This window comes from Streptomyces sp. NPDC047022 (genome assembly GCF_040644155.1).
Lineage (GTDB): Bacteria > Actinomycetota > Actinomycetes > Streptomycetales > Streptomycetaceae > Streptomyces.
This window is the reverse complement of record NZ_JBEYVV010000020.1, coordinates 101292-124192: the sequence shown is the minus strand read 5'-3', so window position 1 is coordinate 124192 and position 22901 is coordinate 101292. Positions and strand designations below refer to the sequence as shown.

The window sequence follows — 22901 nt, the reverse complement described above, 5'->3', positions numbered from 1 at the left end:
CCGCTACGAACGCAAAGCCGAGCACTTCCTGGCCTTCACCAGCATCGCCTGCACCCTCATCTGCTACCGCCGACTCACCAAATGAGACGACGTCTAAGGCGGGCTTGGGCATCCCAACGCAGTCTCAGTTCTGATGCTTGTCCTGCCGGTACGACCGGTGAACCGCCCGTACCGGGCCCGCGTCTTCCCTCGCGACGGCCACCAATTGCACAGGAGAACAGACCGTGACCGACAAGGGCGTTGAGCAGACCGACGAGCGAGGTTACGGGCCGGGGCCCTGGTGGACGGAGCTCGGGGCGGTGGGCTCCGTCGCCCTGATCGTCTTCGGGGGTCTCGTAGCGGCGTGGGTCTTCTTCCGGCTGCCGGGCACACCGGAGAACCTGGCGTCCGGCTACTACCAGGCCGCAAAGGCCGCCGCCATCGGACTGGTCATGGCGGGAAGCGCCCTGCTGAGCCGCAGTCGTGCCCGGACCGCGGCCGCCGAGGAGACGGACGAGGGAGAAAGCGCCTGACGCCCCCGGCCGGTGGGTTGCGGTGGTGACAGGAGACACCGCATGAGCTGTGCCGCCATCGGCCGGCCGCCCGCTGCCCCAGCGGTACGCACGCCGGGGCGTCACCCTCCGGCTGTACGTACGTCGCTGACGGCGCCTTGGCGCGCGGGACGGAGGGGAGAGGGGCCGCGCGGCGCCGTATGCGTAACCCCGGAATCGGCCTCGTTACGTATCGGAAAGCCGTATCCGGGCGCCGGAATTCAGTATGTACCGGCGATTGTCGCGCATGCTTCAATGGTCGCAATGTCGGATTCTCTCAATCCTTCGGATATTCGGCGACCAGAAAGAGGAATTCGCGGTGGACACCGGCGCAGCGGACGCAACGGAATATTTCCTCTCCTGCTACCTGACGCCACCCGGACCCGGCGCGGTGTTCTCCGTGCGGCATGACCAGAATGTCGCGCTGTGGGAGCGGCGAGGCGACGTGGTCTCGCTGCGGCGCGTCTGGGAGCTGGAGCGCATCAGCGGCCAGAAGCATCACTTCTGGCCGCTCTACACACCGGAGCGTGTCGAGGCGTTTCTCGGCGCCCTGCTCGCCGACGAGGGCATCCGGCTGTCCGACCTCAGCGCCACCTGGGGCACCCCCGGCCTGCCGGGCGCCCAGGTGATCCCGGTGCCGAAGGGCGCCGAGGACTTCCCGCTGCACAGCCTCGCCCACCTGTTCAGCGGGATCCTGCGGGACACCCGGCTCTTCGGTCAGGAGCAGATCGTCGGCGTCGCGGTCGACGCGCTGCCGGACTACGTACAGGAGCAGCGGCCCAATCGGTACTGGTACGCGGGCTGCGTCTCCCGTGCCGGACAGCTCCAGTTCGCGCCGGTGGAGTCGCCGGGACCGCTCTACACGGCGGCCGAGACGCTGTTCGGGCTGGAGCCGGGCTCGCTGATGGCGCTGGCCTCGGCCTCTCGCACCAGGATCGACTTCGACGCCGAACGCGCCGTCAGGGGGATCACCCTCTACGGCGGTTCCGCCACCCAGCCGTGGAAGGACGCCTTCGCGTTGGTCCGCGAGATCGTCGCGGAGGCGGAACGTCAGCTTGAGGGCGTGCCGGACAGCGAGCTGGACAGTGCTCTCAGCCGCGAGGACAACCTGCGCAGCGCCGCGATGAAGGCGGTGCAGCGCTGCTCGGAGCTGGTCGCGGTCCGCAACGTGGAGCGACTGCTGGAGATAGGCGGGATCCGCCCGCAGGAGAGCTATCTGGCCACCACCGGCGGCTACGCGCTCAACTGTCCCACCAACACCCTGCTGATGGACCACTTCGGCTTCCGCGGCCTGCTCACCCCGCCCTGTGCCAACGACTCGGGGCAGGGCATCGGCCTCGGTCTGCTCGGCCTGTACGGCAATGGCGTGCTGGACCGTGCCGAGCTGCGGATCGACTCCGCCTACCAGGGCCGTGACATCACTGACCTCGACAAGGCGCTGGACGAGTTCGAGCCGTGGATCGCCTCGGTGTCGGAGTTCTCCCCCGAGCAGTTCGCCGTGGACGTCAGCGGTTCCGTGGTCGCCTGGGCGGACGGACGGGCCGAGCTCGGGCCGCGCGCCCTGGGGCACCGCAGTCTGCTCGGGGACCCGCGCTCACTGGCCGTCAAGGATCTGCTGAACACGTACAAGCAGCGTCAGTGGTGGCGTCCCGTCGCCCCCATGGTGCTCGCCGAGGAGGCCGGGGCCTGGTTCGAGTGCGACCGGGAGTCGCCGTACATGCTCGAGGCGGTCCAGGTGCGGCCCGAGGTGGGCGACCAGGTCCCCGCCGTGGTCCACCTGGACGGCTCGGCCCGGCACCAGACGGTCGCCCGGGAGAGCGACCCGCTGCTGCACCGGGCACTGACCGCCTTCCACGCGGCGAGCGGCGTGCCCGTGCTCTGCAACACCTCGCTCAACGACAAGGGCGAGGCGGTCGTGGACACCGCGGCGGAGACGCTCACCTTCTGTGTGCGCAAGGGCGTGACGGTCGCCTACATCTGCGGCCGGCGGATCGAGCTGCGCACCGAACCGGTGCCGCCCACGGCCGCCCCCGGACAGCCGCGGCCCCGGGAGCTGGCCTGGTTCACCGGCCAGGAGGCGGACCGGGACGAGCTCTGGCAGAGCTGGCTGGACGAGGGCTACACCGTCGAAGGCATGTTCCTGCTGGCCCGCAGCCACGGGCTGCGCGCCGAGCAGGAGCTGTCGACGGTGGAGCGGGTCAATCTGCTGGCCGCGTACCGGATGAAGGCCGACCCGTCCTTCGCGGGGCTGGTGGACAGTTTCCGCCGCACCCACGGTCCCGGCGCCTCGTTCGACTCGCCGTCCACCCTGACCGGGGCGTTCGGCGTCATCAACCCGCTGCGGGCAGGGCGCTGAGGCACAGCGGCGCCGGCACGGGGCGGCCAACACCGGAACGGGCGACGGCCCGGCGGAGTCATGGACTTCCGCCGGGCCGTCGTCGTGCGTCGGCACGACCGGAGAGCCGTTTCGGCGGTCGTCTTGGTACCGCCACGAACCCGCGTGCGCGGGCGGGCGGCATGGAGGCCGCCCGCCCGCGCACGGGTGGTGGGGGGTCAGTAGCGCGGCTTGCGGGTCAGCGCCATCCCGGCGAGCAGGAACACCACGCCGATCACGCCCGCGATGATCGCTGCCGTGGTCTGGGCGGGCTTGTGGGCTGCGTCCGTCACGGCGGTGACCAGACCGGCCACTCCGCTGATGTAGCAGAAGATGGTGATGAAGATCTTGAGGTTGGGGTTCACCGTGGAACTCCTTCTGTGAGGTGGGATTTCCGGGGACCGTGACCGGCGGGAGCGGTCGCGGCGACTGTGAAGCCGAGCAGCATCACCCAGGCCCCCGGGTCCGCCCGGAACCGCTTCCAGCGGTCCGCGGCCAGAGCCAGTTGGCGCAGTCCCAGGACCCCGGACGCGACCAGCGGTTCCAGCCGCTGGGGTCCGAGATGGGGGGCGAACGCCTCGGTGGGGTGGTCGGCGTTGGTGGTGGCGAAGGGGCGTAGCACCGGTTTCTCGAAACCGGCCGAGGCGAGCAGCGCGGGCAGCCGCCGCACGATCGAGCGGTCACCGCCGGCCGCCGCCTGGGCCGCGGCCATACGGGCGTGCACACCCGCCAGTTCGGGATAGGAGGGGTGGGCCGTCCCCCAGCAGCCGTCGTCGACGTCGGTGACCGCGACGACTCCGCCGGGGCGCAGCACCCGCAGCACCTGCGTGAGCACCTGCTCGGGTCGCGCCACGTGCTGCAGGACGTAGCGCAGCAGGACGAAGTCCACACTGTGGTCGGGCAGCGGCAGTTCGGCCGCGTCGGCGACGATCAGCCGGTCGGCGGCGCCCTCTGCGTGGGCGAGCAGCTCCGGGTCGATGTCCACGGCGATCAGCTCGGCCCGCGGCAGGGCGGACCGGAGCCTGCGGGTGACCGCCCCGGGGCCCGCGCCCAGTTCCAGTACCGTCGCGGCCGTGTCGATGCCGAGGCCGCGCAGGACGTGCAGCTCCTCGGCGAAGGAGAGCTCCGCCTGGGCCTCGAGCCGGGCCAGTTCCCCGGCCAGTCCGCCGCCGGTCGTGCGCGCCGGGTCGTAGGAGCCGCCGATCGCGGTGCCCGTGCTCGGGGCCGTCATCGGGGGCTCGCGATCATCTGCATCCCGTACCGGGGGCGCAGCGTCACCAGTGCCTCCGGCTCGACCGGGAAGCCGGGCACCAGGGTCAGCCGTACCGACCGCACCAGCATCGCGAGGACCAGCACCGCCTCCAGCATCGCCAGATGCTGGCCGACGCAGATCCGGTCGCCGCCGCCGAAAGGCAGATACAGATGACTGGGCAGGTCGGCGCCGTCGAAACGGTCGGGCCGGAACTCCTCGGGTGCCTCCCAGTGGTCGGGGTGACGGTGCAGCACCCATTGGCTGACGCAGACCAGCGTGCCGGGTTCGACGCGGTAGCCGCCTGTCTCGTCCTCGCCGACCGCGCGCCGGGAGATCAGCCACACCGGTGGGTACAGACGCATCGCCTCCATCACCGCGCGCCGGCAGGCGGGCAGCAGATGCAGGTCGGCGGCGGTGGGCGGACGGCCGCCGAGCACACGGTCGGCCTCCTCGCGGACCTTGGCCGCCTCCTCGGGGTGACGGTCCAGCAGGTAGAGGGTCCAGGTCAACGCCTTCGCCGTGGTCTCGTGCCCGGCCATGACGATGGTCAGCACCTGGTCCCGCAGGTCGGCGTCGGAGACCAGGTGGCCGCTGGACATCATCCGGTCCAGCAGAGTCGCCTCGTTCTCCGGCACCTCGGACCCGCCCGCGCGGCGCGCCGCGATCAGGGTGCGGGTCACCGAGTCGAGGAAGAGCCGAGCCTGCTGGAAGCCGCGCTGCCGCTGCGCGGTGTCCGCCGGGTCGGGGTCGGGATCGGGTACGTAGTGCCCGATACAGCGGTTCACCGCGTCGACCGCACGTCCGAAGCCCTCGCCGATGCCGTCGATGTCCGGGCCGAGGATGGCCCGGGTGAGGATGGTCAGGGTCAGCGCGGTCAGATGGTGGTCGACCGCGAGCGGCGTGCCCGAGGCCATGGCGTCCTGCCAGCGTGCCAGCATTCGTTCGGTGGCTTCGGTGACGATGCCGTCGAAGGTGCGTACGGAGCTCGGGCGGAAGGCCGGTGCGGTGAGCCGGCGCTGCCGGGCCCAGTCCTCACCATTGCTGGTGAGCAGGCCGTTGCCGAGCAGTGGGCGGAGCATCCGGTCGTCCGGCGTCTCCTCCTTGGTGTAGTTGGCGCCGTTGTCCTTCAGGACGTGCCGCGCCAGATCGGGCCGGTTGAGCAGGTACACGGTGTCGCCGCCGGCGTGGTGCCGGGTGACGTCCCCGTAACTGCGGGCCAGCCCTTCGATGAAGGTCAGCGGCGAACGCCGCATCAGTTCCAGGTCCACCTGCCCTGGCCCCGGCGGCAGTACGCCGGGCTGTGCGTACGGACTCATGACGAGGTCCGTCCCCCTCTGTGGTCTGGTTCCCGGCCGATACGTACACCGGATACGTATTCGGAACGGGAGATACGTACTCCATGCCGCGCGATACGCATTCCCATACGTAATTGAATGCGTATTCACGGCTGCTTTCCAATGAAAATCTACCGCACCGCCCTGACCTGCTCAATACTTACTCCCGGGTGCCGGAAATGAAGTCTTGGCGTGCCTTTCCGGGGCGTGCCAGTCTTAATTCGTCGGCAGGCGGAAAACGACTGCCGACAAAATAATCCGGAATCCTTCAAGGAGTTCACATGTCCATGGATCAGAGGAAGCGGGCCGAGTTCGTCAACGGTTACACCCGCGCCCTCATCAGCGCCTGGTCGAGCGAGGACTACGCGGCCAAGCTGCGTACCGACGCTCGTGCGGCGCTGGCCGAGGCCGGCCTGGAGCTGCCCGCCGAGGCGGAGATCGTCATCGTCACGACGGTTCCCGAGGGCGAGCACGAGGGCAACCTCGAGGCGCAGGTGGAGCTCTACGAGATCGGTCTCGCGACCGGTCGCTTCGAGTTCCACATCCCGGAGACCCCGCAGATCGACACCGCTGAGCTCAGCGAGGGCGACCTGTCGGACATCGCGGCCGGTGGCACGTCCTGCTGCTGCCCGTGCTCCTGCTGCACCTGATCGACCCGTTCCGCCTCACCAGTTACTGAGGAGTCGTGGTGACAACCGCCGTCGGGGGCAACCCCATCACCGTGCGCGGCCTTCGCAAGAGTTATGGCGACTGGCATGCCGTGCGCGGGCTGGACCTGGATGTCGAACCGGGAGAGGTCTTCGCACTGCTGGGGCCCAACGGCGCCGGCAAGACGACGACCGTGGAGATCCTGGAGGGCATCCGTCAGCGAACCGACGGTGACGTGCGGGTCCTCGGCTGTGACCCGGCCGAGGACCGGCGCGAGTGGCGCGCCAGGATCGGGGTGGTGCCGCAGACGACGGGCGCCTACACCGATCTGACGGTGCGTGAGGTGGTCGCCCATTTCGCGGCGTTCTACCCCAACCCGCTGCCGGTCGGGCAGGTCCTGGACATGGTCGGCCTCGCCAAGCACGAGAAGAAGCAGAGCACCGACCTCTCCGGTGGCCAGGCCCGTCGGCTCGACGTGGCCGTGGGCATCGTGGGGGACCCGGACCTGATCTTCCTCGACGAGCCCACCACCGGACTCGACCCGGTGGCCCGGCGCGAGGCATGGGACCTGGTCCGCTACTTCTCCGACCGTGGCCGCACCACGGTGCTCACCACGCACTATCTGGACGAGGCGGAGGCACTGGCCCGCCGCGCGGCGGTCATCGTGGCCGGCCGGGTGGTGCAGTGCGGGCCGATCGCCGAGCTGGGCGGGGAGTCCCGCCCGCCGGCCACCGTCTCCTTCCGGCTCCCGCCGGAACTGGCCGGACGGGGGCTGCCTCCGCTGCCGGGCGGTGCCGAAGCCGAGGCGCCCACCGCGGACAGGGTGCAGCGCATCCACACCCACACACCGACCGCTCTGCTCTCGGTGCTGCTGCCGTGGGCCCGCGAGGCGTACCCCGGCGAGCTGCCGGAGCTGAGGGTGCACCGGCCCACTCTCGAAGAGATCTACCTCAACCTGATCAACCAGCCCGCGGCTACCGAGGCGGAGGCCACCCGATGACGTCGACCGCTTCCCCCCGTGAGGTCTACGACGCCGAGGCCGGGCACGCCCCGCGAGCGGCGCGTCTGCCGGGCATGCTCAGGGCCGGGGCCGCCCGCTCGTCCGTCGAGCTCAAGGCGTTCTTCCGCAACAAGCAGTCACTGGTCTTCACCCTGATGTTCCCGGTACTGCTGCTGCTGGTGTTCGGCTCGATCTTCAACGGCAAGGTGGCCGGCACCGACACCGACCTCAAGCAGGTCTTCATGGCCGGGATCATCGCGGCCGGTGTCATGAGCACCGCCTTCTCCGGACTGGCCATCAACATCGCCATCGAACGGGACACCGGCACCGTCCGCCGCCTGGCGATGACGCCGATGCCCAAGTCCGCCTACTTCATCGGCAAGCTGGCGCGTGTCGTGGTCACCACCGTCCTGGAGACTGTCCTGCTGCTGGGAATCGCCTGGGGCCTGTTCGGGCTCCCGATGCCGAGCAGCCCCGAGCGCTGGGCCACCCTGGGCTGGGATCTGGCGCTGGGCACCGTCGCCTGCGCGCTGATCGGCTGCGCGTACGCCGCCGCCATCCCGAACAGCCGCTCCGCCGCGGCGATCGTCACCCCGGTCTTCATGGTGCTCCAGTTCATCTCCGGGGTCTTCTTCCCCTTCAACCAGCTGCCGCACTGGATCCAGACGGTGGCCGCGTTCTTCCCGGTGAAGTGGATGGCCCAGGGGTTCCGCTCGGTGTTCCTGCCGGACTCCTTCACCGCCGTGGAACCCGCCCACGCCTGGGAGCTGTCCCGGATCGCGCTGGTGCTCGGGCTCTGGGCCTTGGCGGGCCTGGTGCTGACAGCCATGACCTTCCGCTGGCGTGGCCCCCGCGTCCGCTGACCGACCGCACACTCGCCGGGTCCGGCCGCATCCCCGAGGCGGCCGGGCCCGGCGTTCTTGAAGAGGGGAGCCCGCTGATGAGTACCGCGGCCGTGGACCTGCCCGGCTCACTGATCCACCCGTTCGCCCCCGCGGGACGGCGCGACCCCTACCCGGCCTACCGCTGGCTGCAGACCAACGTCCCCGTCCACCACGACCGGTTCTCCGGCATGTGGCTGGTCACCGGGCACGCCGCCTGCTCCGCACTGCTGCGCGACGCGCGCTTCTCCGCCGCGCTCGGCCAGCGGGAACGGGCCAGGGACGACGCGCTGCCGGTGTCCATGCTCACCACCGACCCGCCCGACCATCATCGGCTGCGCGCACCGGGCGGCCTGCTGCTCGGCCCGGCCGCCCTGCGTTCCGTCTCGGAGGGGCTGCGACAGGACGTGGACACCCTGGTGTCCGGGCTCGCCGCGCGGGACGCGGAGCCCGACGCGATCAGGGACCTCGGCACCCCCCTGGCCACAGCCGTCTTCGGCCGCCTCTTCGGGCTGCCTCCCCAGGAACACGCCGCCTTCACCGACCTGGCCCGCGCCGCCTCGGTCAACCTGGACCCGATGGCGCCACCGGCGTCGGCCGCGCGCGGACGCCTGGCCGCGAGCGCCCTCACCCACTACCTCGACGCCCATGCCCGCGCCCTGGCGGCCGGCGACGACGACACGTCACCGCTCGCGGCGCTCGCCGCCGACCAGCGGCTGGAGCGGCACGAGATGCTGGGCATCCTCTCGCTCGCCGTGATCGGCGGCTGGGGGCCCCTCGCCGAGACCGTCGGCAACGGGCTGCTGTGGCTGCTGCCCGAAGGGCCGGCCGTACGGCGACGCATCACCGAGGACCCGGAGTTCGCGCGGACCTGCGCCGACGAACTGTTGCGCCTGGAAGCACCGATCCCGTTCGCCGCCCGAGTGACCACGGAGTCCGTGGAACTGCCCGGAGGGCGGGTTCCCGCCGGGGCCCGGGTACTGGCGGTGATCGCCGCGGCCAACCGCGACCCCGCGGTCTTCACCGAACCCGACCGGCTGGTCCCCGACCGGGTGCCCAACCCGCACCTGGCCTTCGGCGCCGGACCGCACTTCTGCCTGGCCGCCGCCCTGGTGCGGCAGGTGCTGCCGACACTGCTGGCCCGGCTGCTGGACCGCTTCCCCGGCCTGCGCGGCCCGGACGTGACGCCCGCCTTCCGGCCCACGCTGATCCCACGCCGCCTGACGGCCTATCCCCTGCGCCTCGGGCGGGACGACGCGTACGACGCCTGACGACGTGGACCACGTATGCGCGTATACGAACCGACCGGAAGACACCGACCGAAAGACCCTGATGGAAACCGACATCCTGGTGATCGGAGCCGGTGCGGCCGGTCTCTCCTGCGCCCGGCGCCTGCACGACCAGGGGCTGTCCGTCGTCGTCCACGAGGCGCGGCGGCGGCTCGGCGGACGCATCCGCAGCCACCACCCCGACGACGGAGGCCCCCCGCTCGAACTCGGCGCCCAAGTGGTGCACGGAGACCGCAACCCGGTGCACGCCTTCGTCGGCGCGGAGCGGGTCAGGCAGCTGCCCCGTGACACCGCCGCCCATGTCGTCCGCGACGGCACAGCCCAGGACATGGCCGTACTCGGCCGTGGCCGCCGGGCACCCTGGCAGATCGAGGCACAGCTTCACGCCGCCCCGGGCCCCGCCGGTCTCTCCGTCGGCGGCTGGCTGCGCGGCCGGGGCCTGAGCGAGGCCGAAATCGCCGCGTCCAGTGAGTGGTTCCGGCAGAACTGGGCGGCCGACCCTGACCGGCTCAGCGCCCCCGGCCTCGCCGCCGCCCAGCGGGGCGATCTGTGCGGCTCTGGCGAGTACACCGTCGACGGAGGGCTCGCCGCCGTGCCGGCGCTGCTCGCCGAAGGGCTCGACGTGCGGCTGGGCAGCCCGGTGCACGAGGTGCGCCACCGGCCCGGACACATCACCGCGCACACCGGCGCGGGCACTGTGACCGCGACCGTCGCCGTGGTGACCGTGCCGCCGACGGTGGTCGCCTCGGGCGGACTGAGACTGCCCGACCTGCCCGCGGCCAAGCACGACGCCGCCTTGCGGCTGCCGCTCGGTGACGCCTGCTGCGCGGTTGTCACCCTGGACCGGCCCGCACCCGAGAGCGCCGTCACGCTGGACATGGACGGCCGTACCGGATTCCTCCGGGCCACCGCGGGGCGGCCCGAGATCGTGATCGTCGCGAAGGCCGCGGCGGCTGCCACGGTCCGCGCCGCGATCGCCGACCAGGAACTGCTGCTGCCCATGCTGCGTACGGCCCTGCCCTGGGCCGCCAACTCCCGGATCGTCCAGGTGACCCCGGCCGACTGGGGCACCGATCCACTCAGCGGCGGAGGCTTCAGCGCTCCTCTGGCCGGCGCCGGAACGGCCGCTTCGGCCTGGGCCGAGCCCGTCGACGACACCGTCTTCTTCGCAGGCGAGGCCACCCGCTGCGGCAAGGGACTGCCCTGGCTGGGAAGCGCGCTGCTGAGCGGCGAACTCGCCGCCGAGCAGGTGCTCGAGGTGGTGGGCCGCCGATGAAACCGCTGAACCCTGTAAGTCCTGTAAGTCCTGTGAGCCCTGTGAGTCCTGTGAATCCGTCCGCCGTCATCCCGCACAGCGGCTGGTACCTGCTGGCCTTCCGCTCCGAACTCTCCGCCGACCCCACCCCGCTGGCGATCGGCGACCGCGCACTCGTCGCGCTGCGCGAGGACGACCGGGTGCGCGTGTTCGACGCGGCGTGCCCGCACCGAGGGGCCCATCTCGGGTACGGCGGCCGACGCGAGAAGGACTGCCTGGTCTGCCCGTTCCACGGCCGCCGTATCGCGCTCGGCGATGCGACGCGGCCGTTGTCGGTGGCCGAGTACCCGGTACTGCAATGGGGCGACGCCGTCTTCGCGCGGCTCACCGGTGACCCCGCGGGCGACCGCGGCTTCGCACAGGCCGTGGAGAAGTACGCCGCCGACTTCCCCCTCGTACCGGCGGTCACCCTGCCGGTCGCGGTGGACAGCGCCTATGTCGTGGAGAACGCCTTCGACGGTGACCACTTCAAGGCGGTGCACATGGTGCCCGGCGTCCGCGGCTGGACGGCGAGCCCGGGGCCGAGCGGGGAACTCGTGGTCGAAGGCGAGTTCCTGATGCAGACCTCGCCCTGGCAGGACGAACGGCACAAGGAGGAGGTGCGCTGGCGGGCCATCCGCACCAACACGGTCCGCTGGGAGTACCGTCCGCGCTTCCTGGCCCGGGCCTACAGCCCCGGAGTGGTGGTCACCGAGTTCGGCCCCGAGGGCGAGGTGCATGTGATCGTCACCGCCGCGGTGCCCACGCCCGAGGGCTGTGTCGCCCGGGTCGCCGTCGGCGTACGGGACCACCAGCGCGACACCCTGCCCGTGATCGTCGCGGGCAGCCGCAAGGCGCTGGCCGAGGACCAGGTGATCTGGGAACACCTGGTGCCCGGCGCTCCGGAACGCCTGGACGGGAGGGACGAACCCGTCGTCGCCTTCCGTGAGTTCTGCGCGGACTTCCCCGCCGCGCCGCCCATGACGGGAGACGCGCGATGACCACGCACGGACTGCATCTGACCGAGTCGGGAACCGGCCCCGCCGTGCTGTGGCTCCACGGCTACACCATGGATTCCACGTTGTGGCAGCCGCTGTGGGACCTGCTGCCCGGCTGGCGGCACATCGGGGCCGACCTGCCCGGACACGGCCGCTCCGGCCCCTGCCCGCCCGGCCTGACACTGCCCCGGCTCGCTGACCGGCTGGCCCTGGTCGCCGAGGAGACCGGCGCGCGCCGGCTGGTCGGCCTGTCCTTCGGCTCCACCAGTGCCCTCCAACTTGCCATGCAGCGACCGGATCTGGTGCAACGACTCGTCGTCGCCGCGCCCACCCTCGCCGGGACCGCCAACGACCCCGCCGCCGAGCAGCGCTACAAGCAACTGACGCTGCTGTACCGGCTCACCGGCCCCGGCGAGCATCTGACCGACCTGTGGATGACCGCGCCTCCGGACATCTTCCGCGGCACCGAGTCCCACCCCGAGCTGCGTCGATCAGTACGGGATACGGTGCTCCGGCACCGCTGGGCCGAGCTGGCGGACGGCTCCATGGACACCCTCACCGCGCACCGGCACTCCCGGGCGGACCTGCACTCGATCAGCGCCGCGACCCTGGCGGTGGTGGGCACCGAGGACATGCCGGCGTTCACCGCCAACGCGGAGCTGCTGCGCGCCGAGGTGCCCGGCTGCCGGGTGCTGACCGTTCCGGACACCGGCCATCTTCCGCTGCTGGAACGGCCGGAGGCGGTGGCGGGACGGCTTGCGGCGCATCTGCGGTAGCGCTCCGCGGGGCGGCCGGTTCGTCACCTGCGGGCCCGTGGTGGCCGGGGGCGCCCGCGCGGTGAGTTCTTGTCCGCGGGTTCGTGGGGGCCGGTCGCGCCCTCGCGGCGGAACCGCATGTCGGTGGAGATCCACGCCCCTAGGGTGCGCGCTTCGCGCGCGATCACGTGGCGGGGCGGGGGCGGTCGCAGCGGCGTAGTTCCACGTGGTTGCCGTCGAAGAGCGGTACCCGGTCGGCCCAGGTGCGGGCATCCTCCTCGGACTCGACGTCGATCAGCCACATTCCGCCGACCTCCGGCACGCCCTCCCCGGCCCGTTCCTCCGCCACCGCGAAGTCCGGCCGGGCCAGGCGGGCGCCGAAGACGACCCCCACCCCGGCCTCGTACAGGGACCGGCCGAAGGCCCGGTTGGCGCAGAAGCGCTCCTCGCGCTCCTCCCGAGTCATCCGGTCCCAGGTGACCTCGGGTCCATAGATGAGCAGTGCGTATTCCATGTGCTCTCCTCGGATCGGATCAACGCGATCTCACATCTGACGGCTGGCCAGGCGCGCGAAGAGCCCCTCGGAATCGGCCAGCAGTTCCTCGTAAGTGCCCTGCTGCACCACCCGGCCCTGGTCCATGACGACGATCCGGTCCGCCTCGGCGACGGTGGACAGCCGGTGGGCGATGACGATCCGGGTGGCCTTGAGCCGCCGGGTGCTCTCGGTCACGAGTCGTTGGGTCGGATTGTCCAGGGCGCTGGTGGCCTCGTCGAAGAAGACGATGCGAGGGCGGGACACCAGTGCCCTGGCGATCATCAGACGCTGCCGCTGGCCGCCGGAGAGGGTGCTCGTGCCCTCCGAGAGCACCGTGTTCATGCCCATCGGCATGGCCGCGATGTCCTCGGAGATCCCGGCCATCTCGGCCGCCGCCCAGGCGTCGTCCACTGTGTGCTGGGTGCTGCCGACGATGTTGGCCTTGATGTCGCCGGCCAGCAGCGAACCGTGCTGGAGCACCACCCCGCACTGCCGGCGCACCGCGGACAGTTCCAGTTCCGCGAGGTCCTGGCCGTCGTAGAGCACGGTGCCCGCTTCGGGGCGTTCGAAGCCGAGCAGCAGGCGCAGCACGGTCGACTTGCCGCTGCCCGAGGGCCCGACCAGGGCCACGAACTCCCCGGGCTCCACCTGGAGCGTGACGTCCGACAGAACGAGGGGCCCGTCGTGCCCGTAGCGGAACGAGACATGGCTGAGGCCCACCCGGCCCGACAGGTCCCCGGGTTCGGCCTTGGTCTCGTCGGTCTCCGGAGTCTCCTCCAGGATCGGCCGGATCCTCTCCAGCATGGGTACCACCCCCATCGCGGTGACGGCGGCGGAGGTGAACTGGAGGCTGGAGGCGACCAGCAGGTTGAAGGCGGTGAAGAAGGAGAGGAAGACCGGGATCGACACCTGCCCGCGCATGGGGCCGCCGACCACCGCGAAGATGACGGCCGAACAGACCAGCGGAAACCCGGCGTTGAAGGTGGTGACCAGGTTCTGGACGCGCCGTGAGGACGCGGCCAGACTGCGGCCCCGGCTGAAGTGACCGGCCCAGGAACCGAAGACCCGGTCCTCGACCGCGGTCACCCGCAGCTTGGGCACCGCCGTGAGCAACTGGAAGACCCGGGAGGACATGGCCTGTTCGTGTGCGTACAGACGGCGCTGCCAGCGGATCTCGAACCGTCCGGCCACGACCGCGAAGAGCGCGCCGAACAGCACCAGCACGGTGGCCAGGAAGGCGAGCCTCAGATCGTAGAAGTACACCAGGACCAGGTTGGCCAGCCCCGTGAGCAGCCCGAGGGTGGCCGTGGTCATCATGCCCGAGAGCGTCTCCTGGGCGGCGCTGACGCCGAGCACCGTGGTGCCGAGCTCACCGGTGGACCAGCCGGAGAAGAAGGACGCGGGCAGCGAGAGCAGCCTGGTCCAGACACCGACCTGCATGGCTGCCGTCGAGCGGCTCTCGATCCTGAGCACGGCGATGTTCTGCACCACCGAGAGCGCGGCCACCGCGAGCGCGGAGCCGATCACCACCAGGCTGCCCTCGACGATCAGGCTCCGCTGGGCGTGCTGCACGAAGGTACCGAGGATCTTCCCCGTCATCACCGGGACCAGCAGGCCGATCAGCGCGACCAGGGCGCCCATCCCGGAGAACATCAGCAGATCGCGCCGGTTGTTGCGCAGCCCGAAGCGGAGCAGCGCGGCGACACTGCGGACGCTTGCCGGCAGCGGCCGGTACAGGACCGTGGCCCGGTTCTCCAGCTCCGCCGCCACCTTCGGATCCAGCGGGGTCACGGATCCGGCCTCGGCCACCAGGTAGCTCCTGCCGACCGGCAGCAGCGCCACCGCGTCGCCGCCCTTGCGGTAGCCGACCATCGGGCCGAGATCCTTGCGCCACCAGCGGTCCTCCAGCCGGACCGTCCTGGTGCGCACCCCCGAGGCCAGCGCGATGGCCTGCAACTGGTCCAGATGCCGGTCGTGGCCGGACCCGGCCACGGGGGCCCTGACGGTGAAGCCGAGCTGGGAGGCCACCAGCCGGGCCGCGGCCAGGGACGGCCGGTCGGCCGCGGCGTCGGCGAGCCTGACCCGGGAGGCGGTGTCCCGCAGCACGGTGTCGAAGCCGCGCGCCGACTCCTTCAGGGTGCCCGCGTCGCGCTCGCTGCGCGCGGTGAACAGCCGCTGCTCCTGGGCGCGCTGCCGCTCCACACGGCGGTCCACCGCGAACAGCAGCCGCCCGCTGTGCCGGGTGAGCTGTTCCCAGAGCCTGCCCTTCGCGAGCAGTTCGCGCGCCGAGCAGGCGCTGACCCGGGCCGGGCCGCGGGCCACCAGCCAGTCGCGGTCGGTCAGGAACAGCTGCTCGCCCGCGGTCAGTTCACCGGCGATACCCTCCGGCATCTCGACGGCGCCGGACTCGATCCGCACCCAGCGGACTCCGTCGACCGAGCGCAGCGCCTGGTTCTTCGTCAGTTCGGTGGTGCCGTCGGGATCCAGCGGGACGAACTCACGCGGCGGCAGACCGTCGCGCAGCGATCCGGCCAGGGCACTGATACCGCGCTCCAGGCCGGTGACGCACTGCTCGACCACCTCCTGCCTGGTCCGGGGGCCGAGGCCGAGGGCATGACCCGGCCCGCCTTCGCCGGAGAGGCCCTCCAGATGATGGCTGGGCATCAGGGCGACCTGAGCACCCTGCACGGGGCGGGCCACGATCCCGTGCAGGGGGCCCGTGGGCGAGCCCGGCAGCAGGGTGCCCGCGTCGATCCGGCACAGGAACGTCCACCGGCCGACCGGTGCGCCCGCCTCGAGCCGGACCGCGAACAGGTCCACGGCGCCGTGCGTCACGAGCAGTACCTTGCGGGGGTCGTCCAGGACCAGATGCCGGTCGGTGCGGGGCGTGGCGGCGTCGGTGAAGAAGGGGTGCAGCGCCGAGTCGGCCTCGGTCACGGGAGTGCTCACAGTTCGTCCTCCTCCTCGCGCCGGGCCGATTCGATCAGCGCGGCGTAGCGGCCTCCCATGGCCAGCAGCTCTTCGTGGGTGCCGCGTTCGGCGATTTCGCCCTGGTGCAGCACGATGATCTCGTCCGCGTCACGGACGGTGGAGAGCCGGTGCGCGATGATCAGACAGGCGCAGCCGCGGCGGCGCAGATTGTCCATGATCACGCGCTCGGTCTCCGGGTCCAGCGCGCTGGTCGCCTCGTCGAGCACCAGCAGGGTGGGCTGGGCTGCCAGCGCGCGAGCCAGCTCGAGCCGCTGCCGCTGGCCACCGCTGAAGTTGCGCCCGCCCTCCTGGACCAGGCTGTGGATTCCGCCCGGCCTGGTCATCACGGTCTCGAAGACCGCCGCGTCGCCCAGTGCCGCGGAGACCTCCTCGTCCGTCACGTCGTCGTTCCAGAGCGTCAGGTTGTCCCGGACCGTGCCCTCGAAAAGGGAGATCTCCTGGTCCACGTAGGCGAGTGAGGAGGCCAGCACGGTGCGGGAGATCTCCTCACGCGGCTTGCCGTCCAGCAGGATCTGGCCCGACCAAGGGGCGTAGAGACCGGTCAGCAGCCGTCCCAGGGTGGACTTGCCGCTGCCGGAGCCGCCCACCACGGCCACTCGGCTGCCGGGCGACACGGTGAATGTCAGGTCCTTGATGACGGGTTCGCCCAGCGGGCTGTAGCCGAAGCGGACTTCCTGGAAGTCGAGCCGACCGTCGAGCCGGGGCCGGGCCGGCGGGTCGGGACGCGAGAAGCAGTCGGCGACCGGGTAGCGCTCCACGTCGTAGAGCCGTTTGATGTCCGCGGTGACGTCCTGGAGCCGGCCGCCCAGATTGGTGAGCTGGGTGACGGGGCGGCTGAGTGCGACCAGCAGCGTCTGGAAGGAGACCAGCAGCCCGACGCTCATCGCGCCGTCCACCACGCGTCCGCCGCCGACGAGCAGGATCAGCCCGCTGTTGAGGCCCGCCAGCATGGGCGGGATGACGGTCAGCACCGCCGTCGGCACCCCGAGCTTCTGCTTGACGGTGACGACCTTGGCCATGAATCCGGCCCAGCGGCTGAACGCGTCCGGCTCGGCACCGGTCGCCTTGACCGTCTCGATCATGCTCAGGGTGGTGAAGGTGGTGGCGGTGAGGTTGCCGCGGTCGGTGCGCAGCGCCGCGACCGCGTCCGTGCGCGAGCGGGAGACCGCGTGCAGCACCACGACGTTGAGCAGCGCCATGCCGACCCCGATGACGCCGAGCAGCACGTCGTCGCGGATCAGCAGCACCGCGTAGAACAGCACCAGGATCAGATTGACCACGGTCAGCACGAAGTCGCGGGAGAGGATCTCGGCGACCACGTCGTTGCCGGAGACGCGTTTGGCGACCTCCGCCGGACGGCGCTGCAGATAGAAGTCGACCGGCAGGCGCAGCAGATGGCGGAAGAACCGGGCTGAGCTGACCAGCCCCATCCGGATCTCCAGACGCAGCAGATAGTGCCGCTGGACCGACGTGAGGACCAGGACCGCAAATGCCGTGAGGACCATCGCCAGCAGCAGCGGCGCGAGGTAGCCGGGGCTGTTCCCGGAGAGCACCTGGTCGATGTAGACGCGGGTGAACGCGGGCGTGGCGATACCGGGGATCACCAGCAGCACGCTGGCCATCAGCACCAGGGGCATGGCACGGCCGCTGGGCAGCCGCCGCTCCAGCAGCGCCCGGCCGGCGCCTCCCTTGCTGCCCCCCGGGCGGAATTCGGGGCCGGGCTCGAAGGAGAGAACGATGCCGGTGAATCCGGAGTCGAACTCCTCCCAGTCCATCAGCCGAGGGCCACTGGCGGGGTCGTTGACGGCGACCACCGTGCGGCCGTACCGGCTGCGTATCCCCTCGACGACCAGGAAGTGCTGGAAGGCCCAGAAGATGATGACCGGGCCGGTCAGGTCCTTGAGCTGGTCCGCCTCGGTCTGGTAGCCCCGGGCTTCCAGACCGTAACTGCGGGCGGCGCGCAGCACGCTGGAGGCGCGGGCTCCGTCCCGGGAGACCCCGCAGGCGCTGCGCAGGTCCTCCAGCGGCACATGGCGGCCGTAGTGGGCGAGGATCATGGCGAGGCTGGCTGCGCCGCATTCCACCGACTCCATCTGGAGCACCGTGGGCACGGAGTGGCGCCAGCCACGGCGTACCGGTCCACGGCGCCTGCGCCGCGGGCGGCCGGGCGGCGCGGAGGCCGTCCCGCTCCCCTTCTTCCTGTCGGCCCGCTTCTTCCTCTTCGAGGTGTGCTCCGTCGTCCCGCGCGAGGCAAGGGTGTCCGTCATCCTGGTGTTCCCTTCAGCGGCCGAGGAGGAGGTTGAAGGGGGTCTGGTGGCCCAGGTTGATGGTCGCGGTGACCGACACCTGGGTGCTCAGCCGGCCGGGCGGTCCGCTCGCCGACGTCCAGACGAAGCCCGTCGGGGTGTCCGCAGTGCGGAGCAGTCGCACCACCACCAGACGCGGCGGTGAGCTGCCCGCGTACGTGTGGGCCGCGAGGTCACCGCCGACCAGGCCGGAGACGGCCTCGCTGGTCAGGGAGTAGGGGCTGACCGACTCGATCCTGCCGCGCAGCAGGCCGAACGTCCCGGCCGGGGCGGTGGACACGGACAGGTCGACCGACTGACCCGGCCTCAGCCCCGCCGCGCGGGGGGCCGGGACGAAGACCATCGCCACCATGGCGTCGCGGTCGTTCCCGCCCCCGGTGCCCGCGTTAGCGTCGGTGCGTTCGACGGACGCCACCGTCGTGCCGGGGTGGACCACCTGCCCCTTGTCCACCGGGAAGCCGACCACCTGCCCGGTGAACGGGCTGCTGACCACCCTGGCCCTGCCCGAGGCATCCTCGACGCGAGCCAGCGGCTGACCCTGGGTGACCGTGTCCGCGGGCTTGGCCAGCACCTCTTGCACCACACCCGCGTACGGGCTCTGCACGAGTCCGGTCCCGCCGGGCATGGTGAGCAGTCCTGGGGCGTCCACGCTGATCGGGAGCCGCCCGGTGAAGACCCAGAGCAGCGCCCCGGTCATGGTGATCATGACCACGAAGAGCGCGACCCAGCCGCGTGGCGCGGCCAGCAGAGTCGGCGTGTCCAACTCGTCCGGCTCCCGCATCCGCTGGAGCGCCTTGAACCGGAACCTCACCGCTGTTCTCCCCCCGTGCGTCTCATCTTCGGTCCTCTCCCCTGGGCACACCGATGTCCTGACGCGGTGTCCTGGGCCTGCTCCCCACCACGAACTCGCCCACCGTCCCCTCGGTGAGCCAGTCGAGACCGCTGGCGGCGGCGAAGTCGGCGGCGTCCCCGCCGCCCAGCCCGCACGTGGCCAGCCCCATCGCCGTGCCCACCAGGTAGAGGCTCTGGTAGAGCACGCCGACGTGCTTGAGGATCAGCGGATAGGCGACCGTCTCGTACTTCCACATCACCCGGCCGAAGCGGGCCGTGATCAGCAGCAGCACCTGAGGGTCCGCGGTCATCAAGGAGGTCTCCCTGGCCGCGGTCAGCAGCGCCGCGGTGGCCGGACCCGGCTCCGCCACCAGCTCCAGCTCGTGCCGGTCGGAGGCGTAGTGCCACAGGCCCGGCGCCACGCCGGTGCAGGAGCTGATCAGCGGGTAGACCTCCAGCTCGTGCACCGCGCCGCCGCTGGGCAGCGGCCGGTCGGCCAGTTCCTGGCCGTCGCTGCCGACGAACGCGCCGCGCCGCCGCATCGTGCGGTACAGCAGCTCGGCGAGCTGCTCCACGGTCAGCGGCGTCTCGTCGTGGTCGCGGACCGAGCTGCGGGCCTCCAGGATCTCGGCGAAGGGCCGCTCACGCCTGGCCACCTGTTCGAGGTCCGGCACCGGCAGGGCGATCCGCTCGCCGGGGAACGGCGGTGGCGAGGCCGGCTCGGGAGCGAACCGGGCCGCACCCGGGTAGCTGCCGCCGGACGCCGCCACCGTGCCGGGCATCCGGGTGTACGCGTGGAAGGCGAGGTCGGTGGCGGACCACTGGGCGGTGCGGCGCTCCTCCGGCTGCTCACGCTCCGGCCCGTCCTGGTCGAGCAGCCGGGCCGCGGTGAACAGCCGCAGTGCCTGGCGCAGCGTGTCGAGCGGTAGCCCCCCGTCCCGGTGAGCCAGCTGGGCCGGTGTCGTCCAGTCCGTCAGCGCCGCGAGCAGGACCCCCCCGGTGGGCCCGAGTTCGACCGCGAGCGGACTGCCGGGCGCCCGCAGCACCAGCATGCCGTCCGTGGGCGTGGCGGTGACGAAGCGCGAGAGCCGCAGCCGCGCCGCTGGGTCGGGCGCCGGTCCCGGCGCGCCCGCGCCGCGGCCGACCACGCGCAGCCTTGCCAGCGGCCTGCCCGGCTGGTGCGCGGCACCGTCCTGATACAGCGCGTGCTCCAGCAGACCGTGGCCGTCCAGCTTGCGCACCGTCAGATGCCAGCGCAGCAGTCCCGATTCGCCGTCACGCTCGGCGACGGCCGCGGTCAGTTCCTCCTCGGGCCGTTCGCCTCCGGTCAGCGCGGTCAGCGCCGCGCGGATCCCCGGAGGCGGCTCACCCAGGTCGAGGGTGCCGAAGGGCGCCGCGATCCGCAGTGCCCCGCCGGTGCGGGCGGGCGCGGGTTCGGCGTCCCTGCGCAGCCTCAGCCACCACCGCGCCGAGCCGGGCGCGACATCCGCCGCCGGCTCGTTCGGCGCGGGAAGCTGTGAGGTCGTCGTCATGAGTTCCCTTCCAGCGGGCTCTAGAAGAAGACGTTCTTGGAGTTGAGCTCCGCCTCGGTGCGCGGCGCGTTCAGCCAGCGCTGGCGCACCGGTACGTCGTAGAGCCGGCCGGGGCCGGTACGCCGCCAGAAGTGACGCATGCCGGGGGCGATCACCTTGACCACGCTGAGGTCGAGGTCGGGGCGGCTCTGGTCCAGCACGATCACTTCGATGCCGCAGGCGCGGGCGCGCGCCACACAGTCGGCGACATGTCCCGCAAGGTCGTGGCCGACCATCGGAGCGAAGTCGGAGACGGTCGAGGGGCGAGCCGAGGGGTCGGGCAGCAGCCAGGGCTCCTCGGCCACCTTCGTCTCACGGCACCAGGCGAGCGTCTCCACGTCGTCGGTCCGGTAGACCGTCGCGCCGTGCTCGTCCCTGCGGTCGACGAACGGCAGGAACTGGTTGACCTCGGTCAGCGCCCGGATCGCGGCGATCCGCGGGTCGGGGTGAGCGCCGAAGCCGACCATCACGTCCTCGACCTCGTGGTCGCGCCGTGAGATCGCCGCGAAGGTGGGCACGCCCAGGTCGGAGGTGATGTCCAGGACCCACAGTTCGCGGTCCATGGAGGCGTAGAAGGCACGCATCTGGGCTACGTAGGGGTCGTTCAGCGAGTCCAGGTCGAAGGCGGGCCGGGGCAGCCGGTTGTACCACCACAGGGCCACGGCGTCGCGTTCCACGACCTCGCAGAAGCCCTGGAGCACGGCTTCCTCGATGGTGTTGCCGCTGGCGCAGCCGTTGGAGTCGCTGACGCAGTAGAAGTGCCGGGCCATGTCCGGGTGCCCGTACCAGGCGTAGCCGGCCGGGACCAGGCGCTCCGTCTCGTGGGTGAGCGACCAGGCGGTGGACCAGTCCAGGTCCAGATCGGTGCGGAACGGGTCCGGCACCAGGTGCAGCCGGTGCATGGGGTTGGCGTTCCACTCCTGCCGGTGCTCGAACTGCTCGGCGGAGAACAGCAGCAGCTCGTCCATGTGCAGCGCCACGGCCGGGTCCAGGTCCTGGTACGTGGCGTGGACCACGCGCTCCTCGCCCCGCCAGACCGCCGAGTAGCGCTCGATGGCCTCGCAGACCGCGCTGACCTTGGCCTGCATCTCGGTGCGGCCCTTGCCGCCGCTCTGGCCGCGCATGTTGCGGCGCAGCAGGTCCATGTTGTCGTTGACCATCGCGAAGTTGTGCCCGGCGGTGAAGCTGTACGTGATCCCGTTGCCGGTCTCCTCGTGCGCGCCGAGCTTGGTGATGGCGCCGAGATAGGGGCTGATGTGCTTCTTCAGCCGGTCGTAGGTGACCTGCGGGGCCTGCACCCGGTAGCCGCCGTCGGTGGTGTGCCGTGCGGGGCGCGCGGTGAGCGTCACCTTGGGGCTGCGCTCGCTGATCAGCGTCGGGTCACCGCAGCTCGGGCACTGCGGCTGACGGATGAGCATGTGCTCGTCGGTGCCCAGGGCCGGCAGGTCGAGGCTGATCATGCGCCCGTCAAGCCGTTCGGAAGCCCCGGTGGCCAGCAGCTTCGCCAGCTCCACGGCCAGTAGCTGGGCCAGCGCCGCGGGACCGGCCGGAACGGCGGCGGTGGCCGGGTGGTACGGGACGCTCTGGCCGCGCTTGCCGCTGAGGTAGCGCTCCACCTGACGGTTGCCGCTGATGCGCTGGCGGATGCAGTCCCAGCAGCCGGTGCCGCCCGGCCGCAGCAGCGGGCCGAGCCAGGGCGAGGTGCCGGTAGGGCGGGCCAGCAGCCACGGCCGTCCGTCCGCGAGGCGGGCGGTGTTGAGCTCCTCGAGCAGCGGGTCGAGGTAGTCGTCCACCAGGATCACGGTCAGCGTGTCCGGACCGGCGGCGCGCGCCTGATCGTGGGTCACTTCCCGTGCGCGCAGCCCCATCCCGTGCAGGGCGCGCACGACCGGCTCGGCCTCGGCGGATCCGGCGGCGGTGACCAGCAGTTCGGTACGGGCCGCCGAGTCGGCGACCTGCGCGGGGTCGACGCCCTGGGCATCCCAGTAGGCGAGCACGGCGTCCGGCAGGCCGGGGCGGCCCTCGGCGAGGTGGCCCGCCACCTCGTAGCGGCGCAGCGCGGTCAGCGCGGGGCCGAGCGACAGCGTCCCGCTCAGCTTCTGCAGGATCTCCGCCACGGTGTGCCGGCCGTCCAGGTACGGCAGCAGATGGACCGCTGCGGCTCCTTGGACGAGGAATTCCTGGCCTTCACCGAGCAGGAAGACTTTGGATCCGTCCACCACTTCGGTCCGGAAATGCGCTTTCAGGCGCGGTCGCTCCATAGGTGATCCCCCCGGAAGTTCATGGGTGCGATGCCGATTCGGCGATCAGTG

At 71.5% G+C, this 22901-nt stretch carries 18 protein-coding genes; 9 read left to right on the top strand and 9 right to left on the bottom strand.

The features are described 5' to 3' along the window. Positions 1-224 precede the first annotated feature (224 nt). Together ABZ845_RS21260 and ABZ845_RS21255 are read left to right on the top strand one after the other, a co-directional pair. On the top strand, positions 225-512 hold the full coding sequence (locus ABZ845_RS21260; RefSeq protein WP_360981914.1) for a hypothetical protein: 288 nt from the start codon (positions 225-227) through the stop codon (positions 510-512). Between the two features lie 337 nt (positions 513-849). Further along, a complete protein-coding gene (locus ABZ845_RS21255) occupies positions 850-2886 on the top strand; it encodes a carbamoyltransferase C-terminal domain-containing protein (RefSeq protein ID WP_360981912.1) in 2037 nt (678 codons plus the stop codon). A gap of 197 nt (positions 2887-3083) precedes the next feature. Here the strand turns inward: ABZ845_RS21255 and ABZ845_RS21250 are convergent, their stop codons facing one another. Genes ABZ845_RS21250 through ABZ845_RS21240 form a run of 3 tightly spaced genes read right to left on the bottom strand, consistent with a single transcriptional unit; the run spans position 3084 to position 5472 of the window. Next, positions 3084-3269: a hypothetical protein gene (locus ABZ845_RS21250; RefSeq protein WP_360981910.1), complete on the bottom strand. Its 186-nt coding sequence runs from the start codon at positions 3267-3269 to the stop codon at positions 3084-3086. After that, positions 3266-4135, bottom strand: a complete 870-nt coding sequence (locus ABZ845_RS21245; protein ID WP_360981908.1) for a class I SAM-dependent methyltransferase — start codon at positions 4133-4135, stop codon at positions 3266-3268. Before ABZ845_RS21245 ends, ABZ845_RS21250 begins: the two co-directional genes overlap by 4 nt. Beyond that, a complete protein-coding gene (locus ABZ845_RS21240; RefSeq protein ID WP_360981906.1) occupies positions 4132-5472 on the bottom strand; it encodes a cytochrome P450 in 1341 nt (446 codons plus the stop codon). The genes ABZ845_RS21245 and ABZ845_RS21240 overlap by 4 nt, the downstream gene beginning before the upstream one ends. Before the next feature lie 305 nt (positions 5473-5777). Here ABZ845_RS21240 and ABZ845_RS21235 point away from each other — a divergent pair, with 305 nt between their 5' ends. The 7 genes from ABZ845_RS21235 to ABZ845_RS21205 all read left to right on the top strand — a co-directional run bounded on the left by ABZ845_RS21235 (position 5778) and on the right by ABZ845_RS21205 (position 12376). Further along, a complete protein-coding gene (locus tag ABZ845_RS21235) occupies positions 5778-6140 on the top strand; it encodes a hypothetical protein (protein WP_360981904.1) in 363 nt (120 codons plus the stop codon). A 38-nt stretch (positions 6141-6178) separates the two neighbouring features. Continuing rightward, entirely contained in the window at positions 6179-7138 is a 960-nt protein-coding gene (locus tag ABZ845_RS21230; protein WP_360981902.1) for an ABC transporter ATP-binding protein, read from the top strand. Then, positions 7135-8001, top strand: a complete 867-nt coding sequence (locus ABZ845_RS21225) for an ABC transporter permease (RefSeq protein ID WP_360981900.1) — start codon at positions 7135-7137, stop codon at positions 7999-8001. Before ABZ845_RS21230 ends, ABZ845_RS21225 begins: the two co-directional genes overlap by 4 nt. A gap of 77 nt (positions 8002-8078) precedes the next feature. Beyond that, on the top strand, positions 8079-9290 hold the full coding sequence (locus tag ABZ845_RS21220) for a cytochrome P450 (protein WP_360981898.1): 1212 nt from the start codon (positions 8079-8081) through the stop codon (positions 9288-9290). A gap of 4 nt (positions 9291-9294) precedes the next feature. Beyond that, a complete protein-coding gene (locus ABZ845_RS21215; RefSeq protein WP_360981896.1) occupies positions 9295-10584 on the top strand; it encodes an NAD(P)/FAD-dependent oxidoreductase in 1290 nt (429 codons plus the stop codon). A 41-nt stretch (positions 10585-10625) separates the two neighbouring features. Beyond that, positions 10626-11603: a Rieske 2Fe-2S domain-containing protein gene (locus ABZ845_RS21210; RefSeq protein ID WP_360981894.1), complete on the top strand. Its 978-nt coding sequence runs from the start codon at positions 10626-10628 to the stop codon at positions 11601-11603. After that, positions 11600-12376, top strand: coding sequence for an alpha/beta hydrolase (locus ABZ845_RS21205; protein ID WP_360981892.1), 777 nt, complete (start codon positions 11600-11602; stop codon positions 12374-12376). The genes ABZ845_RS21210 and ABZ845_RS21205 overlap by 4 nt, the downstream gene beginning before the upstream one ends. A 163-nt stretch (positions 12377-12539) precedes the next feature. On the opposite strand, the gene ABZ845_RS21200 is transcribed toward ABZ845_RS21205, so the two are convergent. Genes ABZ845_RS21200 through ABZ845_RS21175 form a run of 6 tightly spaced genes read right to left on the bottom strand, consistent with a single transcriptional unit; the run spans position 12540 to position 22850 of the window. Then, positions 12540-12869 (bottom strand): YciI family protein, encoded by a 330-nt coding sequence (locus ABZ845_RS21200; RefSeq protein WP_360981890.1) that lies wholly within the window; start codon positions 12867-12869, stop codon positions 12540-12542. Between the two features lie 30 nt (positions 12870-12899). Then, complete coding sequence (locus ABZ845_RS21195) at positions 12900-15839, bottom strand: NHLP bacteriocin export ABC transporter permease/ATPase subunit (RefSeq protein ID WP_360981888.1); 2940 nt, start codon at positions 15837-15839, stop codon at positions 12900-12902. Continuing rightward, on the bottom strand, positions 15836-18148 hold the full coding sequence (locus tag ABZ845_RS21190) for an NHLP family bacteriocin export ABC transporter peptidase/permease/ATPase subunit (RefSeq protein WP_360981886.1): 2313 nt from the start codon (positions 18146-18148) through the stop codon (positions 15836-15838). Before ABZ845_RS21190 ends, ABZ845_RS21195 begins: the two co-directional genes overlap by 4 nt. A gap of 13 nt (positions 18149-18161) precedes the next feature. Further along, positions 18162-18998 (bottom strand): HlyD family efflux transporter periplasmic adaptor subunit, encoded by an 837-nt coding sequence (locus ABZ845_RS21185; RefSeq protein WP_360981884.1) that lies wholly within the window; start codon positions 18996-18998, stop codon positions 18162-18164. Positions 18999-19020: 22 nt separating this feature from the next. Then, entirely contained in the window at positions 19021-20550 is a 1530-nt protein-coding gene (locus tag ABZ845_RS21180) for a SagB family peptide dehydrogenase (protein WP_360981882.1), read from the bottom strand. Positions 20551-20570: 20 nt separating this feature from the next. After that, a complete protein-coding gene (locus ABZ845_RS21175; protein WP_360981880.1) occupies positions 20571-22850 on the bottom strand; it encodes a TOMM precursor leader peptide-binding protein in 2280 nt (759 codons plus the stop codon). Positions 22851-22901: the final 51 nt, after the last annotated feature.